The sequence below is a fragment of the Pseudoalteromonas xiamenensis genome (assembly GCF_017638925.1).
Taxonomy (GTDB): domain Bacteria; phylum Pseudomonadota; class Gammaproteobacteria; order Enterobacterales; family Alteromonadaceae; genus Pseudoalteromonas; species Pseudoalteromonas xiamenensis.
Map to the genome: position 1 here is coordinate 1,975,328 of NZ_CP072133.1, position 17,096 is coordinate 1,992,423.

The following is a 17,096-nucleotide window of genomic DNA, read 5'->3' on the forward strand; positions in this document are numbered from 1 at the left end:
AATTTCGTTTTGCTGTCCATGCTAAAACTGTAAGTAAGTGTGAGCCACACCACTAAAACAAAATAAACAAGCCGAGAATGAGCAACAACCCAAGTAGGGGTACTACCACAGTCAGCAGTGCCAGCGGCCAATACGCCGTCTCATGTTTCTCGTTGCATATAGCCCGGATGGTTGTTACTACGTAGCCATTGTGAGGCAAGGTATCTAGCGCGCCTGAACTAATTGCAACGATACGGTGCAGTTGTTCTGGTGACACGCCTGCATCAAGATAATGTGGTGCAACCAAAGGTAACGCAATCGCTTGTCCACCAGAAGCCGAGCCAGTGAGTCCCGCAATAACACTGACAGCGATAGCTGCACCAACAAGCTCATGACCTGGCATGGTAATCATCACGCTCACCGCGTCTTGAAAAGCAGGCGTCAGTTTCGCAACAGAGCCAAATCCAACCACGGCTGCAGTATTGCCTATCGCGACGAGGGCGCCCGTTGAGGCATAGCCAACGGCGTGATGTAGTCGGCTAAAATAGCGCCAATTGATAACCAGTAACGAGAGTACACCACCCAATAGAGCAACTATCAAAGCACTTTGCTTTAAGAGGTCATGAAAGTAGTATGAGAAGCTCCAACACCACAAACAAAGGAAGTAACCCGGTGAGTGGATGAGGTAATGCACGATTTGTTGATTCAGGATCATCATCGCGCACTTCAAAATGTTCTCCATTCGCTTTCGCCTGTTTGATCATCCAATTCAACAACACATAACCAAGCACCGCCATCACTATCGCAATCACAAGGCTCTCTTGCCACGCTGCGTAAGGCGACGTACCAAGATATTGAATCGGGATCCAATTTTGGATTTCAGGGCTGCCAGCTGACGTCATGGTAAACGTCACCGAACCAAAGGCTAGGGTTGCGGGAATAAAACGACGTGGCAAATTTGCATCTTTGAACAGACTCAATGCCATAGGGTAGACGGAAAACGCGACGATAAAGACACTCACTCCGCCATAGGTCAATACCGCACACGCAACTACAACAGCTAATACCGCGTACTGCATTCCCAACTTCGATACTATCCACCGTGCCACCGCATCTGCAGCGCCACATTCTTCCATCAGCTTGCCAAACAAACTGCCGAGCAAAAACATCAAAAACCACGCTTTGACGAAACTGGCAAAGCCACCCATATAGGCATCAATAAAGTTGACTTCTGACGTGATGGGAAAGATAGCGGTGTGACTCGTCAAGGCAACGAGCAGCGCACAAAGTGGTGCAGAAATGAACAGATTAAATCCTCGTAGCGTTAGCCAGATGAGTGCAACGAGCGCTCCCAATAGTCCAATAAGGCTTAACATAACCGTTCCTATTTCGTTCTTTTTTCTCCTTTTATACGTTAAAAAAACGTAAATTACGAGACTTCAAAGCCAGTCCGTTGCTTAAAAGGTCGGCAAGGTCATTCAATGCAGGTAAAACGTAAATGATAAAACACGCGAAAGATTAAATGAGAATTATTTTCAAATAAGTATTGACTGCCAACTTAATCTAATTGATAATCAATCTCAACAAGACAGGTAAGTAGTTGGCTTGTAACAACGATTCTGTTTCTCGACCCTGAAACACGTTGGCGAACGTTAAACGTATGGTCGAATATTAGAGGTAACAACGCCCCTTGAAGCCTCTTCTATTCAACCTCTTCACAATTTTACTTGCTACATTGCTCATATCGGTGACGGTAGATATGAAACAAAAAAGCCCGAAAGGGCTTTTTTTATTGCAATTGATCACGTCGAAAATCGACCTAGCGGCGATTCTTACGTGCTCGAGCCAAGCGCATTTTCTTTTCTTCGGCTTTTGCCGCTTTCTTTGCTTCAGCTTCTTCACGTTGCTGTTGCACCATGACTTCTTCTTCCTCACGCATGGCCGGCGTTTCCATCGTAATACGCCCAATTACCGCATCACGCAGTTCATTGATCAAAATCTCTGAAAACTTGTGTGTATCCACTTGAGCGCCACTACGTAAGCAACCACGCAACTTACCTGCTCGCTCAATAAACTCCCAATCACACTCTGGCAGTTCTTCCATCTTGTAGCGTGCTTTTAACAGCTCTGGGTACTCGGACAACAGATATTCAGCAGTGAAGCTTGCCACTTCTTCGTAGTTCATCGCAGTGTCTCGCACCGCGCCGGTCGCCGCTAATCGATACCCTGAATTGCCGTTTTCTACTTTTGGCCAAAGCATTCCAGGTGTGTCATACAGCATAATGCCATCTTCAAGTTTGATACGCTGCTGTGCTTTGGTAACCGCAGGTTCGTTACCCGTTTTTGCCACGATGCGTCCAGCCAGAATATTAATGAGGGTGGATTTACCCACATTCGGGATCCCCATAATCATGGCTTTAATCTGTTTGTCTGCACCCAATTTATGCGGCACGAGCTTCTTACACAATTCGTTAATTTGATGAACTTCTGCAGCTTTTTCATGACCAAATGCCAGTGTTTTCACACCTGCTTCTTGTTCCAAATATGCTTGCCACTGTGCCGTTTTCTCCGGATCTGCAAGATCCGCTTTGTTCAAAATTTTGATGACCGGCTTGTCTCCGCGAAGCTCCGCAACCATAGGGTTTTCACTACTGTAAGGAATTCGCGCATCTAACACTTCGATAATGACATCCATCTGCGGCATGATCTCTTTGATTTCATTGCGCGCTTTGTTCATGTGGCCAGGGAACCACTGAATAGTCTGTCTCGTCATTTAAATTTAAACCTTTGTTAACTAAGTTCTTAGCAATGCTCAGAAAAATGGTATTTCCAGCATTACGGCACTTGGATTGAATGAGGATAGTTTACTATAGAAGTGAAAAGAGATGAATGCCGCGTCCATTTTGACGCTATCAAATAGTAAAAACACCAAACACGGGGGCAACCCGTCGCGGCATAAAAGATAAAATAAAGGAGGGTTGGGTGAATGGATTCACCCAACGTCACGGTATTCTATGCTCGCTGGAGTCGGCGTAGATACCACGCCAAGACAAAAGCCCCGACAATGATAACTATTCCGCCTATAGCGATTCTAATCAACATCGTTGGAAAGGAATTACTCAAGACATAGATATCCGGCTTGCCTGTTTGCCATACAGTCCAATAGGTCGCTAAATTGGATGCTAAAGCGTCATCATTGCCTGTTTCCAAGGCGATAATTGCGTCACCAGTCACGGGATTTATACGTACACTGCTATTCAAATAAGGTGATTTACCGCCGTGACCAACGACGTAATCGCTATCACTGGCCGGCGCAAACAACATGTTGCCTGCACCCCAGATTTCCAAACCTTGTACAGATGCCAGTGGCGCTCTCATTAAGTGAAGGGTTTGGTCCGTCAACAAACGAGGGCCAGAAGTTGATACCACCGATGACGGTAACTGTGCATTCGCAAATCGCACTAAATCATCCACGCTTGTATACAATCCCGTTGCCGCCAAAGAAGTGTAGTTCGGATAAAAGCGTATATTGCCATTTTCCGAAAAATACTCTGCGAGCGGCTGCTTCTTATCGTGTTGGGCAAAACTTGAGTTGGTCATTCCCAGCGGTTGAAATACCGCTTTTTCCATGTAGTCAGAAAAAGTGGTACCCGACACTTCTTCAATAATTAATTGGATAAGGTTGTAACTACCACCGGAATACATCCACTTGCTGCCCGGTTCCATCTCAACACGAACCTTACCACTTTTACCTTCATCGGCATCTTTTGCGTGTGTCAGATGTTCAACCAAAGGTTGCACCGCTTCACCAGGTGCAAACCCGTTGTGTCCGAGTCCGTCTGTAATACCCGCGGTGTGGCTCAGCAGCAATTTTAAGGTCACTTTATTGTTGTCAAACTGGCTTGGAGGCAACTGCCAACGCGTGAGATAAGTCGACACCGGCGTGTCTAAATCCAACTTACCTTGTTCGACCAACGTCATGACGCCGACGGCAGTGACCCATTTGCTGAGCGACGCTGCACCAAAGCGAGTGTGCGCGTCCACAGGTTGCCCCTTAGAATCGTATTTCGAATGGACCAGTTGACCCTTTTTCAATAACGCCAGTGCAATATTACCTTTAAAAGTCTGTGCTACTTCTTTATCGAGCGCCTGAGCAAAAGCCTCGTCGTCACCATACGGGGCTATGGGCGTTAAACCCCAACCTTGCGTCGTTGCAAGAAAATTCAGCGTTCCCCATAGCGCTAACACGCCAAGCGTGGAGAGACTCCACAGCAGTGTTTTTTTCATCTTTTCGTTTCCTTATCTGATAACCGCACCGTCGGATGGCAGCCTTGAGCCGTATGCAGCAAATGAATAATTAATTCTTATCTTTTGATATTCATGTCATATAGGAATAACGAATTTAAACGCGGATAGTCCAGCAATTCATCGTTACAAAATATGTAAAGGGCTGACGGATTTTCTATTGGAACGGGGGGGTCGCATCACCCCCCTCTGATTACGCGGCTTGCATAGACCAAATTGACGAGGCTTCCCGCGCTTGACTACGTCGCTTGGTTTTGTTTGCGGCGAACAAGAAAATACCTGCAAAAACGCCCCCAAAAACATCAACCCAAATCGACTCCAACCAAGATGCGGCGTAAGGATTGGTGTACTGCACGAACATTGTAGCCAGTGGCAAACCTAGGCAACCGAGCGCTAACGCTTTTAGGCCAAAAACCGACGCTTTTCTCGCACCCAGCCAAAACGATAGCCCGATAAAGGCACCAAACGTAAGGTAGTAAATCCATAAATACAATTCATTCAATGCAAAGGCACTTTGTTGCAGTGTTTTACCCAATACAAGCGTAACCACGACACCTAACATCGACCCTAAACACACACCAATGGTCAATTTTGCCATGAAAAGCGTACTGCGTTTTTGCTCGCCGTCTTTGCGAGTCCGTTTATCTAACCAAAGTAAATTGCCCGAATAGAAAAGAAACGCACCAAGTAACCCCATTACGAAGTAGCCCCAACGCCCCCAATTGCCACCATACGTCCCAAAGTGCAATGAGAAGAATGTTGCAACGGTATTGCCCCACGTACCCGTGTCACCTTGAGGGAAACTCGAATTCTGAACGTCCAACGTATAAGGGTGCATAAACAAATAGTCCGTATCTGGACCTCGCACTAATGCACGTGGGTTTTCCATTTTAAGCGTCGCAAAAGGTGCTGGGCTGTTCAATCGGTTGTAACTGACGTGTACCGTCGTGTGTTGTCCGCTATAGGCATGGGCTTTTTCCAATAGCAGTTCAAGCTTAGGAAGGTCGTTAATATGGTAAGGTTGCTCGGTTTTTGTTGGCATATTAAACAGCGGCTTATCCCCGTAAAACTTGCCCAAACCGTCATAGAGAAAATCATGATACGCGAACACAAACACACTAAACGCTATCACAATGTGAAACGGTAAACTTACGATCCCCACTAAATTGTGGCTATCGAGCCAAAGTCGACTCGCCCCTTTTTCTTTACGCAGGGCAAAAAAGGTTTTGGTCAATGTGGGCAAAAGAATCACAACCCCAGATACCAAGGCGAGAAAATACAATAATGCAGCAATACCCAACACGTACACGCCCAGTTGGTCATGCCCTATTTCGCCAAAAAGTCCACCACTGCGATGCAGATAATCAATCAGGTCGGCAAACTTGTTCTCCCCCGCGATATGCGTTGTAAGCTCTCCGTGTTCATTTAGAAAAGCATACGTTAATTGGTTATCCAAATTCATCCCTCTTGCGCCTCCTTGACTATACCAAGACAAATAAGGGACCTCGTGGGCGATGTCGAGTTCAAAACCTTTCGCCATTGCCTGAGGATACGCTGCGATGGCTTTATCGATAAGTTGCTGCGGTGGCACCGCTGTCGCTGCCGCAAGCTCTGCGGGAATTGGGGCTATCCACGCCTGTAGCTGATGTTTGAACATCGTCAAACTACCCGCATAAAATCCGATGAACAATAGCAGCCCCGCACAAATCCCCGTCCACGTGTGAACACTTTGATAGGTGCGTAGAATTTCCGCTTTTACTTTCATGCCATACTCCTTAGCAGAAAAAATACGCCGTACAGCGCCAAAGTAGGTATCCCCAGCAGAAGCCATGCGCGCTTACCCGTTCGAAACAAATAGGTCGCTGAGAAAATAGAAAACCATATTGGCGTAATCATCCACATATTAAATTGTACTTTGTCTTGAGCATCGATGCCTCCTGGGCCGTACCAAGCAAACAATGCAATACTCACGTACGCCAATGCGAGTCCGAGCAGCATACCTGCTAAAGTTTTACTCAACCAATCCGCTTGAAAGGCTTGTCCTTGACCTGATGTCTCCATTTACGGTTTTCCTTTGAATAACGACAAGAGAGGGATAACCATGCAGGCAAGCATGGTGAACAACACCAGCAAAACGAGGCTGGCGCTGAAGGTAAACTGCTGTGACAACAATATTAAAGCAGCAATTAAACAGCAAACGGCAGCAATGCGCGCCGTCACTTTGGGCATCGATTTTTTGGCAAAACGCTGATGTTTATTACTCAGATAAACCAAGATGCTCGCCATAGCGATTAAGTTTACACAGGTCAACATATCCTTACTTTCTCGATAATAGTCCAATTCAAACAATGATAATGCAAATGCGAATCACAATCAATTGCGAATATTGCAACATTATGGTACGTTGCTGCCGCTTTATTTGCATTAACAAACTAGGAGTTTGGTCAAAATGGGTATATCAGGAAATAACAAACGTATCTTGCCGTTGTGTATTGCAGCAGCACTAACTGGGTCGAATTTCTATGCGCACGCTGACGACGCCAACTTGCGCCAGTCCATGGAGAAAATCGTTGTCGTCGGTGAAAAAACAGAACGTACTCTCAAAGACACCGCCTCGTCAGTTGCGGTGCTCGACGCATCAATTATCGACAGTGGACAACTGCTTTCAATGTCAGATGCTCTGTCTGAGGTCGCCAATATTGTAGTACTCACCGGCGCCGCTCCCGACATTCGAGGTGTATCAGGTAATGGCTCCGCCACGGGCTTTAACTCGTTCAGCGGTGGTGCAAAGGCCCGTGTGACCACGTTAGTTGATGGTGTGAGCCAACCATTTGTTGCTGATCTGACGGGAGATACAGGCCTTTGGGACATCGAACAGGTAGAAGTATATCGAGGCCCACAATCCACGAGCAATGGTCGAAATAGCATTGCCGGAGCGGTATACGTGAAAACGAAAGACCCTAGTTTTGATTGGGAAGGAGCACTTAGAGTCGGTTATCAAAACCAAGACAGTCTCCTTGATACGGCTGCGGTGATTTCAGGCCCATTGATCGCTGATGAGCTGGCCTTTCGACTTTCAAGTCAGCTTCTCGATGGGGACACGTACTCCAATCCTCCTGTGTTTGAGAGCAATCCAACCAACCGCAACTTAAACCAACTTCGTACCACCAATACACAATTCAAGTTACTGTATCAGCCTAAAAATCTTTCTGGTTTTTCTTCTCAGCTCAGTTATCAGCACTATGAAGAAAAAGGCAATACTGGCCGAAAATACTTTGCCGGTAGCGACCCGTTTGCCTATGAACCCTTATTTCAACGGATCATGGACACCAAATCCGAAACAACATCATTAAAACTAGACTACCAAATTAACGCCTCACTCTCTTTAGATATGCTGGTGTCGTATATGGATTACCAATGGGGCTTTGAAGCCTATGAAATGGTCGCCGCACGTGAATCCGACGTCACCATGTTTGAGGATGACCTGTCCATTGATACTAAGCTTAACTTCGGTCTTTCCAGCGATTTCTACCGAGGCTTTGTCGGTGTCGTCCACTATCAACGTGACCAAACGTTCAACAGCCGAGGTGCGACGATTTATGACGGTGAAGATACCAGTAAATCGAAGGCCATCTATGGTGAAACCAGTATTAATGTTAGTAATGCTTGGACAGTGATTGGTGGCGTTCGTGTGGAGCGCGAACAACAGCAGCGCGATTTTATCATGCAGCAGCAAAACGGGCCGCTCAATGCCACCCTCGACAACAGTAAAACCTTCGTTTTACCAAAACTAGTGATCCAATATGATTTAAGTGACACCACAAAAGTCTCACTGAGTGCGCGCCGTGGCTACAATGCAGGCGGTGGCGCAGTAAGTTTCGTGACGAACGAATATTACTACTACGATGCCGAATCGGTATACACCTATGAGCTGAGCGCTCGCAGTGTGTTCAACAACGGGGACGTCAACGTAAGCGCCAACCTGTTTTATAATAATTTCAATGACTACCAAGCCATGAGCAGCGCGCGTGTGATCAGTAACATAAAAGATGCCCATAGCGTTGGATTAGAATTGGATGCGCATGCGATGCTCGGTCGCAATTGGCAAGTGCATGGTGGCGTTGGGTTAATTCAATCCGAAATAGATGCGGCAGACGTCGGCTTTGAAAGCGCTGTAGGGAATGAACTCAATTCAGCCCCCGCGTTGACAGCCAATATCGGTGTCACACATTGGTTTAGCGATGCATTTTCGGTGAACATCAATACCCAATACGTTGGTGAATTTTTTGCCGATTTGCAAAATTCGGAAGAACGTGTTGCAGGTGACTATGTGCTTACTCGCGCCGCTATCACTTACGAGTATGAACATTGGCAGCTGAACGCCTACCTGAACAACCTTTTTGATGAACACGGATATACCACTCGAGAACCTGCTAGCACTCGCTACCCCGATGGATATGCTGCCGTAGTCAAACCAAGAACCTTCGGTATTTCGGCGACCTACCGCTATTAATACCGCGATGCCTACTCTGTCGAACGGGACGAGTAGGCAATCTTCAAAACGGTTTCATTCTTTTATTGCATCGATAGGGTATAATCCGCGCAAATTTTCCAAATGGCGACTTCCCATGGCGTTAAAAGCCACGATCCTAAAAGCACAGCTGTCTTTAAGTGATATGGACAGACATGTCTATCAAGACTGCGCAATGACCATTGCACAACACCCGTCTGAAACAGAACAACGTGTCATGATCCGTATTCTGGCGTATGCGTTACAGTTACAAGAGCGGCTCGAATTTACAAAAGGCTTATGTGAAGACGATGAGCCTGAACTTTGGGTCAAAAACTACAGTGACGAGATTGAGCTTTGGGTGGACTTAGGTTTACCTGATGAAAAACGGGTCAAGAAAGCGTGTAATCGAGCAAAACAGGTGGTGCTATACACCTACGGTGAAAACACCCAAGGTATTTGGTGGCAAAAAAACCAATCAAAACTGATGCAATTTGCAAACCTGTCAATCTATAGCTTACCGTTTGAGGCCACGTCGCAACTAGCAACGATGGCAGCGCGATCAATGGCGTTGACAGTCACCATTCAAGATGGCGAAATATGGGTTAGTAACGAGAATCAAAGCGTACAGTTGTTACCGACTCAATTAAAATAAGGACTTCCATGCCAATCAAGCGTGTTGTCGTGCTCCATGGCCTCTATATGTCTGGTTTTGTCATGAAACCACTGTGCTTGAAACTAAATAAAGCAGGCTATGACATTCTCAACCTGAGTTACAACACGTTACATCCTGACCGCGAAAAGATATTTGCGCGTATTGATGATTACATTGGCGACATGTCTACCGCGTTGGTGTGTCATTCCATGGGAGGACTCGTTGCGCGTGCGTACTTGCAGAACGGCTCTTACGCCTCATCCCATGTAAAAAAAGTCATTACCCTTGGCACGCCCCATAAAGGCAGTGCTATTGCCAAGCATATGCATGACAAAGGGCTGGATATGCTCCTGAAAAATAGCCTTGAGTTTTTACTTAGTGAAAACCACGATTGGCCATTCAACGCCAAACTTTACAGTATTGCAGGCGACATTCCCTTTGGGCTGATGCCATTATTGCAGCGTGGAAGTCGTTCCGATGGTACTGTACTGGTCGATGAAACCAAGCTGGTCGGTATGGCAGAGCACAAGGTATTTCACTTGAGCCACACGAGTCTCATTTATTCAAGGCAGGTGATGAACTACGTCCAACAGATCCTCGAAAGCGATGACCAAAAAGGAAGTGAAAGGCGCGTGTGATACGTGGGGAATTGCCTTTCACTTCATTTGAGAACGAAGGATTAACACGTTAGTGATCGCCTTTCTCTGCCACTTTATAGGCGATAAACGCAATTAAACCGGTGATAAGTGGTATTGGCGCGACGATGTAACCAAACGCATCTGAGTTTGCGAAACTTGCACCCGCTAAATGCCCTACAAGCCCAACGACAAACGCAAGGAGTGCAATCACTACCACAGTTAATTCGGCTTTATGTTGGCTGGATGTTTTTGCCTGCATCATAATTATTCTCCTGAATGCTAAAAAATATATCTCTACAACTAGGTATGGATTCATTATGCGCTTCTGGTGAGGCTAAAAATTGACCTGAATCAAGTAAAAAATTCCCAAAATTCAATGACGATAAGAGACTTGTTACAGATCAAACAAACACCTCCTCATCCATTTTTCGCAACCAATTTGGCAGGAAATATGCGTCCTGACATTCAACCGAATAAAACACCTTCCCATCGTAAATTTGTGCTTTTTTTAAACACTGCGGTTGAAAAATATTGAAAAGGCCCAAGACTTTATAAGAAGCTCGCCAGCATAAAGACATACATAACTGGTTAGGCAATTTTCTTTTGATTTATTTTTCAGATTAAAACGATAGTTTTAATCCAATATACAAATCAATTGATTCGACCCATACTGTACCCATCAACGCATTAAGGAGTTACTTATGACAAACACGAATTCTATTGGCTTGGATGCACAAAAAAGCGCACAGTTGGTTGCATCATTAAACAAACTACTTAGCTGCTATCAAATTCAGTATATGAATGCCCGTGGTTTTCATTGGAACATTAAGGGCCGTAATTTCTTTGAACTGCACGTTAAATTTGAAGAGATCTACAATCTACTGCTGCTTAAAGTCGATGAAATAGCTGAACGCATTTTGACGATTGAAGGTCATCCGTTACACGCTTTTTCTGATTATTTGGAAAACAGCACCATCGCCGAAGCGAAAAACATTAGTGATGGGCAAGCCGCCGTTGAGAATTTGCTGGCTGGCTATTCAACATTGCTTACCATGCAAAGAGAGATTTTGGATCAAGCCGGAGAAGCCGGAGACGAAGGCACAGCCTCGTTAATGAGTGATTACATCAAAGAACAAGAAAAACTTGTTTGGATGTTACGTGCTTATCTCAACTAGCCACATCGAGTGTTGTGCAGGCAACTAATCGTTGCCTGCTAACCACGGCAGCTGTTCTTGACACTCAGGACAATGCGCCAAAAATGCCTCTAAGGAGTCATGAAAGACCACCTGCATTTGTGTGCCACTCCAAAGCCCCTCGAGTAGCTGGCGAGAGAGTGCGTTTGCACCGATGTAATCGATACGTTCGTATCCACGCTGTTTGACACCCTCAAAATATTCCTGAACAACGGATTGGCTGTCTGCTGTGCTCAATTCGAAAAACCGCAGATCCGTCACAACTCGATGTAACGTGCCGGCAGGTACAGCCATAACTTGATTCGTCACGTCATACTGAAACTCAAGTACACCTTCACGATTGAATGCACCAAATGGCTGAATGAAAACAATCGAGTCGACAATTAAAATGCGCCATTCACCATGCGCTGCAAACATACCTAAACCTCGTTACTGGCACGCGACGATAACAAATTAAGGAAAAAAGCAAACTCTAGCGCTTTTTCTTCTAAGCTTTTAAAGCGGCCTGATGCGCCACCATGTCCGGCATCCATGTCCGTTTTGAACACCAAGATATTATCATCTGTTTTCATACTTCGTAATTTTGCGACCCACTTCATGGGTTCCCAGTATTGCACCTGTGAGTCATGAAATCCCGTCGTCACTAAAATATTAGGATAGGCCATCGCTTGCAAATTATCATACGGCGAATAAGCTAAGATAGTGTCGTAGGCTTGCTTCTCGTTTGGATTTCCCCACTCTTCATATTCGTTGGTGGTGAGCGGAATCGACTCGTCTAGCATGGTCGTTAGTACGTCTAAGAATGGCACATGTACACCCACCCCCAAATAAGCCTCAGGTGCTTGATTAACAATCGCCCCCATCAATAGACCACCAGCACTGCCACCGGTTGCAAAAATCTTATCTTTTGCACCATAACCTTGTTCAACCAACCCGTGCGTTACATCCACAAAGTCATTAAAGGTGTTCTGTTTGTGGGCTAATTTCCCTTGCTCATACCAGGTTCGCCCAAGCATTTCAGAACCACGTATATGCGCAATCGCGTAGACAAAACCGCGGTTTAATAAACTGAGAATGCTGCTTGAAAACGTGGGGTCAATGGTTATCCCATACGCGCCATACCCGTATTGAAGTAGTGGATTGCTGCCGTCTTTGTTGAATAAGGCTTTTTTATACACCAGCGACACTGGAATATCCGTCCCATCGCGACCTTTAATGTGCAGTCGTTCAGAGGCATACTCAGACGCATCAAAACCACCTAACACTTGGTGTTGCTTGAGTAACGTTTTTTCACCCGTGTTCAAGCACACATCGTAAACCGTTGCTGGCGTAGTCAAGCTACTGTAGCTGATCCGCACGTGTGTCTGGCTTGATTCAGGATTTAAACCGAGTGACGCGTAAAAACACGCATCCTCAAATTGAATGGTGTATTGCGTGTCGTCTCGACCATGAACCACGAAACGGATTTGCCCTGCTTCGCGCTCTGTCAGCACAAAGTGTGCGTCGAATAATTCGATACCTTCTAACAGTACCGACTCACGATGAGCAATACGCTCCTGCCACTGGTTTATATCTCCGATGGTCGAATCCGTCGCCGTGAGTAAACGGAAGTTTTTTGCGTTGTAATTGGATAAAATAAAATAGGTTTCACCCAATTTATCTAGACCAAACTCGTGACCAGCTTGACGCGGAAACAGCCGCGTCACCTTAGCCTTAGGATTATGCGCATCTAGGACTAAAAGATCTGCCGTCTCCGTCGCACTGAGGTAAATGAAAATGAGGCTTTCATCACGACTTTTACCTAACCCCATGAAAAATTGGCGATCTTGTTCTTCGTATACTAATTCATCTTCGTGTTGAGCGGTTCCAAGGCGGTGACGATATACTTGATAGCCAAGCAGAGTTTGAATGTCTTTTTTGACGTAATAAACGGTATTGTTGTCCTGAGTCTCAAACGAGTTCACTTTCGGTTTCACGTAAAACATCCGGTAACCATTCACCCGTCGTTAAATCTTTGAAATAGATATCGTAGATCCGTCGACTATCGGTATCTTGACTGTAGGCAAGCAGGTTTTCATTCGGGCTAATTGCAAGGTCACCTAAATCAAAATAGTCATGATCTTTCGCCAGTTCATTTGCATCGAGCAATAATTGCTTGTCCTGCATTTCACGATTCCCTGCGCGTGCATAGGTCGGGTACTCATTGTCACCAGAGACCTCTCCGACATACCAATATTGACCATCTTTTACCGGTACGGATGAGTCATCTTTGACTATTCGAGCTTTTAATTCTTCGAACAATGATTTACGTAATGCATCAGCGGGGGCGAGAACGGCCTCACAATAGTGATTTTCTGCTTCAAGGTGCGCAATAACCTCCTCATTTTCTCGTTCGTCATCACGCATCCAATAATAGTTATCGATGCGAGTATGGTCATGGTGTGTCATCGAGTGAGGAACGATTTTAGCAATGGGGGCTTGGGGTTTTGAAACAGACAAGTGAATATCCTTTAGTGCAGCTGTACTGTAGGCAGTGTACCACAGCCAAAAGATTACAACAGCCGCATTTGCTACTCACAAACTTACCAATAAAAAAGGCCGATAAATCGGCCTTTTCAATAAGTTACGCTAATACTTTTTCCGTGTTATACACCTGCTTTATCTGCTTTTGCACCACGTATTTTCGTGACCAATGCAGATATTTTGACTTTCGCGCCTGATGACAATGCACCAAGATCCGTCAAAATAATGTACAAGCAAGGCACCAACACCAATGTGATCACCGTGGCAAACATCACTGCAAAGCCCAGAGATACCGCCATTGGAATAACAAATTTAGCCTGTAAGCTGGTTTCAAAGATAATTGGAATTACACCAGCAAATGTCGTAATTGAAGTCAGTGTAATTGCACGGAAGCGCGCACAACCCGCTTCAACCACAGCGTCTTTTAGCTTAACGCCTTCACGACGCACTTGGTTAACGTAATCAGTCATGACCAGTGAGTCATTGATCACAACACCAGCCGCCGCAATCAAGCCAAAGAACGACATCATGCTTAAATCTAAGCCAATCCATAAGTGACCCCAAATTGCACCAACCAAGCCAAATGGAATAACCGACATAACAATTAACGGCTGAGAATAGCTCTTCAAAGGAACAGCCAGAAGCATATACACAATCAACATACCCGCGATAAAGAATAGGATTTGTTCATCGGTTTGTGCCTGCTGTTCTTCAATTGAGCCACCAAGTTCCGTTTTAATCGTTGGGAACTCTTCAAGTAACTTAGGTAATACATTGTCTTTAATGTTTTTGACCACCGCACTTGGTTCAACCTGTTGCTCATCGATGTTGCCATACACGTACACAGTACGATAGCCGTTGTCACGACGGATGTAGCTGATCCCTGGTTTTTCGATGAAATCGACCACATCACCCAACATCACTTCACGGCCTGTAGGCGTGGTGATCACCGAATACTTCAACGATGCCAAGGCTTCACGTTCAAGTTCAGGGTAACGCACCATGACTTTCAATTCTTCACCGTCACGTAGTACACGTTGTGCTTCGCCACCGTAGAAACTCATTCCCACTTGGTTTGCGACCGACGCGAGATCAAGACCTAAATCGTACGCGACCGGTTTTAAAACAAATTGGATCTCTTTGCTTTCAGGGTCAATTGATGAGCTGATGTCAAACAAGCCTTTTTCCTGTTGTAACATTGCAATCAATCGACGACCCGCGGCATTCAATGTTGGCAAGTCAGAACCATACAAGCGATACCCGAATTCACCATCACGGTTACCACCACTGCCCACGTCATCGATGATAAGCAATGATTTCACACCCGCAATTGTAGGCATATGCTCGCGCCAACGACGCGTCAGTTCAAATGCATCAAATGGGCGCAACTCTTCTTCAACAAGAGCAGTCAGTACTTGACCTTCTGTTCTTGATTCATTGAAGACAAAGTAGTTTTTAACCATCTTTTGACCAAACTCTGCTTCGATATCCGCATCCACTTGCTTCATCATGTCTTCGATTTGCGTCATCGCCGAAATCGTTTGCTCGTCTGAAACGTTGTCATTCATGGTAATGCTTATCAACGGAAAATCATGTGGCACTTTTGGCATTGGAACAACACGCACAAGATTTGCCGTAATAAGGCTAACACTAACAATCATCATCGCCACGAAGCCCGCAAGCACTGACCAGCGCCATTCCACACAGCGCTCGATAAAGCGCTTATATGGACCATTAACAAAGCCAAAGAAGCGCTTGTTAAAGCGGACACGCCAGCTTCCTTCTCGCATTGGTTTAAACGTGGTGTGTGCGATGTGTGCAGGTAATATCCATTTCGATTCAATCAAGCTAAACACCAAACACAAAATAACCACGATAGAAATCGACTTAAAAATCGCGCTTTCTGGCCCACTTGACATGACCATTGGCGCAAATACGGCGATAGTTGTTAGCACCCCAAACGTCGCAGGCGTCGCCACACGTTTCGCACCAATAATAACGTTCTTAACGTTTGCCCCTTTTCGTTCAATTTCGGTGTAGGCACTTTCCCCGATGACAATGGCGTCATCGACGACAATCCCCAGTACCATAATGAAACCAAACAAAGACGTAATGTTAATTGTGACACCGAAAATCGGCATCATCATGATGGCTCCGAGGAAACACACCGGTAAACCAACCATAACCCAGAAAGCCAATTTAAAACGTAAGAAAATCGTCAGCATGATAGCGACGAGAATAGCACCCGCAATCATGTTGCTTTTCATCATTTCTAAACGTGCATCAAGGTAGTACGTCATGTCCACAATCGGTTCGATGTGAATACCAGGAGGTAAACTTGCGTTTTTCTCTTCAATGTATTTGTGAACCGACGCCGCTACCGGCATCATGTTTTGGTCTTTTGTCGCTTTGACGGCAATGTAAACGGCGTTAGTGCCATTCAATTTGTTGTAGTATTCACCTTCTACAAACCCATCTTTGATAGTGGCGACGTCCTGAAGTAAGACTTTCGCACCGTTACTGCCGACTTTAACGGGAATGTGGCGGAACTCTTCACCATGGTAATATTGGTTTTCAACACGAACCGCGATAATGCCACCTTCACTGCGAATTTGGCCGGCGGAAAAGTTTGCTGAATAACCACGAATAGCTGATGCAACCTGTGCAATCGTTAAATTGTAACGGCGCAGCATATCGGGTTCGATTTCGATCCCAATCTCATAACTTGGTGTAAAGCGTTCAACAATGGAGATATTACCGCGCTGTAGCAGTTCATCTTCAATTTGTTTCGCCAGCGGTTTCAATTCTTGAATCGGCAAAGCGGCTGTTAACGCCATTTGAATGACGTCCTGCTTGAATTCCACCTGTTGAACGCGTAACGGCTCCATCGCTGCTGGGAACGTGGCGATACTATTCACTTTTGCACGAATTTTATCGGTTACTTCCGTTAAATCTTCGTCTTTGTGGATTTCAAGTTGCGCAGCACCACCACCACGAAACGAGCGATATACGCCACGCTTAATCTCCGTAACATCTTTCAAAGCTTCTTCTAGCTTGATAATGATGCTTTCTTCGATTTCTTGTGGTGACGCGCCCGGGTAGTTTGCTTGCACGGTAACGTAGTTAATTTCTACGTTTGGAAACATCTGGCGTTGAATCGTAAAGTAGCTCACTAAACCCATGATGATGATAAAGAACATCAATAGGTTGGCGGCCACCGTATTATTCGCAAAATAGGCGATAATACCGCGTTCAGCGTCAGGTGTTACAGTGTGCTGTTGTTCACTCATGAT

Annotated in this window: 12 protein-coding genes and 2 pseudogenes; 5 read left to right on the forward strand and 9 right to left on the reverse strand. The window is 45.5% G+C overall.

Features of this window, described 5'->3' with window-relative positions; all coding sequences use genetic code 11:
• Positions 1–52 precede the first annotated feature (52 nt).
• The 5 genes and pseudogenes from J5O05_RS09560 to J5O05_RS09580 form a co-directional block, all read right to left on the reverse strand.
• A pseudogene (locus J5O05_RS09560) lies at positions 53–1,355 on the reverse strand (GntP family permease).
• 443 nt (positions 1,356–1,798) lie between these two features.
• Entirely contained in the window at positions 1,799–2,752 is a 954-nt protein-coding gene (gene ylqF, locus J5O05_RS09565) for a ribosome biogenesis GTPase YlqF (protein ID WP_208841872.1), read from the reverse strand.
• Between the two features lie 239 nt (positions 2,753–2,991).
• A complete protein-coding gene (locus J5O05_RS09570; RefSeq protein ID WP_208841873.1) occupies positions 2,992–4,266 on the reverse strand; it encodes a serine hydrolase domain-containing protein in 1,275 nt (424 codons plus the stop codon).
• Between the two features lie 211 nt (positions 4,267–4,477).
• A complete protein-coding gene (locus J5O05_RS09575; RefSeq protein WP_208841874.1) occupies positions 4,478–6,049 on the reverse strand; it encodes a PepSY-associated TM helix domain-containing protein in 1,572 nt (523 codons plus the stop codon).
• A complete protein-coding gene (locus J5O05_RS09580) occupies positions 6,046–6,345 on the reverse strand; it encodes a hypothetical protein (protein WP_208841875.1) in 300 nt (99 codons plus the stop codon). Before J5O05_RS09580 ends, J5O05_RS09575 begins: the two co-directional genes overlap by 4 nt.
• Positions 6,346–6,385: 40 nt before the next feature.
• Between J5O05_RS09580 and J5O05_RS09585 the strand changes: the two genes are divergently transcribed.
• From J5O05_RS09585 to J5O05_RS09600, 4 genes are all read left to right on the forward strand, one after another.
• Complete coding sequence (locus J5O05_RS09585; protein ID WP_208841876.1) at positions 6,386–6,535, forward strand: hypothetical protein; 150 nt, start codon at positions 6,386–6,388, stop codon at positions 6,533–6,535.
• Positions 6,536–6,733: 198 nt separating this feature from the next.
• Complete coding sequence (locus J5O05_RS09590; RefSeq protein WP_208841877.1) at positions 6,734–8,797, forward strand: TonB-dependent receptor; 2,064 nt, start codon at positions 6,734–6,736, stop codon at positions 8,795–8,797.
• A 115-nt stretch (positions 8,798–8,912) separates the two neighbouring features.
• Positions 8,913–9,449 carry a YaeQ family protein gene (locus tag J5O05_RS09595; protein WP_208841878.1) on the forward strand — a complete coding sequence of 179 codons (537 nt, stop codon included), beginning with the start codon at positions 8,913–8,915 and terminating at the stop codon, positions 9,447–9,449.
• 8 nt (positions 9,450–9,457) lie between these two features.
• Entirely contained in the window at positions 9,458–10,087 is a 630-nt protein-coding gene (locus J5O05_RS09600; protein WP_208841879.1) for a lipase family alpha/beta hydrolase, read from the forward strand.
• 49 nt (positions 10,088–10,136) lie between these two features.
• Here J5O05_RS09600 and J5O05_RS09605 read toward each other — a convergent pair whose 3' ends face one another.
• Positions 10,137–10,346, reverse strand: coding sequence for a hypothetical protein (locus J5O05_RS09605; RefSeq protein WP_208844504.1), 210 nt, complete (start codon positions 10,344–10,346; stop codon positions 10,137–10,139).
• Between the two features lie 442 nt (positions 10,347–10,788).
• On the opposite strand from J5O05_RS09605, the gene J5O05_RS09610 reads away from it, so the two are divergent.
• Positions 10,789–11,262, forward strand: a complete 474-nt coding sequence (locus J5O05_RS09610; RefSeq protein WP_208841880.1) for a Dps family protein — start codon at positions 10,789–10,791, stop codon at positions 11,260–11,262.
• A 24-nt stretch (positions 11,263–11,286) separates the two neighbouring features.
• Here J5O05_RS09610 and J5O05_RS09615 read toward each other — a convergent pair whose 3' ends face one another.
• The 3 genes and pseudogenes from J5O05_RS09615 to J5O05_RS09625 form a co-directional block, all read right to left on the reverse strand.
• On the reverse strand, positions 11,287–11,697 hold the full coding sequence (locus tag J5O05_RS09615; protein ID WP_208841881.1) for a hypothetical protein: 411 nt from the start codon (positions 11,695–11,697) through the stop codon (positions 11,287–11,289).
• A 2-nt stretch (positions 11,698–11,699) separates the two neighbouring features.
• Positions 11,700–13,728: pseudogene (locus tag J5O05_RS09620) on the reverse strand (S9 family peptidase).
• A 197-nt stretch (positions 13,729–13,925) separates the two neighbouring features.
• Entirely contained in the window at positions 13,926–17,093 is a 3,168-nt protein-coding gene (locus tag J5O05_RS09625; RefSeq protein WP_208841882.1) for an efflux RND transporter permease subunit, read from the reverse strand.
• Positions 17,094–17,096: the final 3 nt, after the last annotated feature.

Bases quoted from the DNA above. Each gene is read 5' to 3' on its own strand.
- ylqF (WP_208841872.1), bottom strand. From the start codon at position 2,752: ATGACGAGACAGACTATTCAGTGGTTCCCTGGCCACATGAACAAAGCG.
- J5O05_RS09570 (WP_208841873.1), bottom strand. From the start codon at position 4,266: ATGAAAAAAACACTGCTGTGGAGTCTCTCCACGCTTGGCGTGTTAGCG.
- J5O05_RS09575 (WP_208841874.1), bottom strand. From the start codon at position 6,049: ATGAAAGTAAAAGCGGAAATTCTACGCACCTATCAAAGTGTTCACACG.
- J5O05_RS09580 (WP_208841875.1), bottom strand. From the start codon at position 6,345: ATGGAGACATCAGGTCAAGGACAAGCCTTTCAAGCGGATTGGTTGAGT.
- J5O05_RS09585 (WP_208841876.1), top strand. From the start codon at position 6,386: ATGCAGGCAAGCATGGTGAACAACACCAGCAAAACGAGGCTGGCGCTG.
- J5O05_RS09590 (WP_208841877.1), top strand. From the start codon at position 6,734: ATGGGTATATCAGGAAATAACAAACGTATCTTGCCGTTGTGTATTGCA.
- J5O05_RS09595 (WP_208841878.1), top strand. From the start codon at position 8,913: ATGGCGTTAAAAGCCACGATCCTAAAAGCACAGCTGTCTTTAAGTGAT.
- J5O05_RS09600 (WP_208841879.1), top strand. From the start codon at position 9,458: ATGCCAATCAAGCGTGTTGTCGTGCTCCATGGCCTCTATATGTCTGGT.
- J5O05_RS09605 (WP_208844504.1), bottom strand. From the start codon at position 10,346: ATGCAGGCAAAAACATCCAGCCAACATAAAGCCGAATTAACTGTGGTA.
- J5O05_RS09610 (WP_208841880.1), top strand. From the start codon at position 10,789: ATGACAAACACGAATTCTATTGGCTTGGATGCACAAAAAAGCGCACAG.
- J5O05_RS09615 (WP_208841881.1), bottom strand. From the start codon at position 11,697: ATGTTTGCAGCGCATGGTGAATGGCGCATTTTAATTGTCGACTCGATT.
- J5O05_RS09625 (WP_208841882.1), bottom strand. From the start codon at position 17,093: ATGAGTGAACAACAGCACACTGTAACACCTGACGCTGAACGCGGTATT.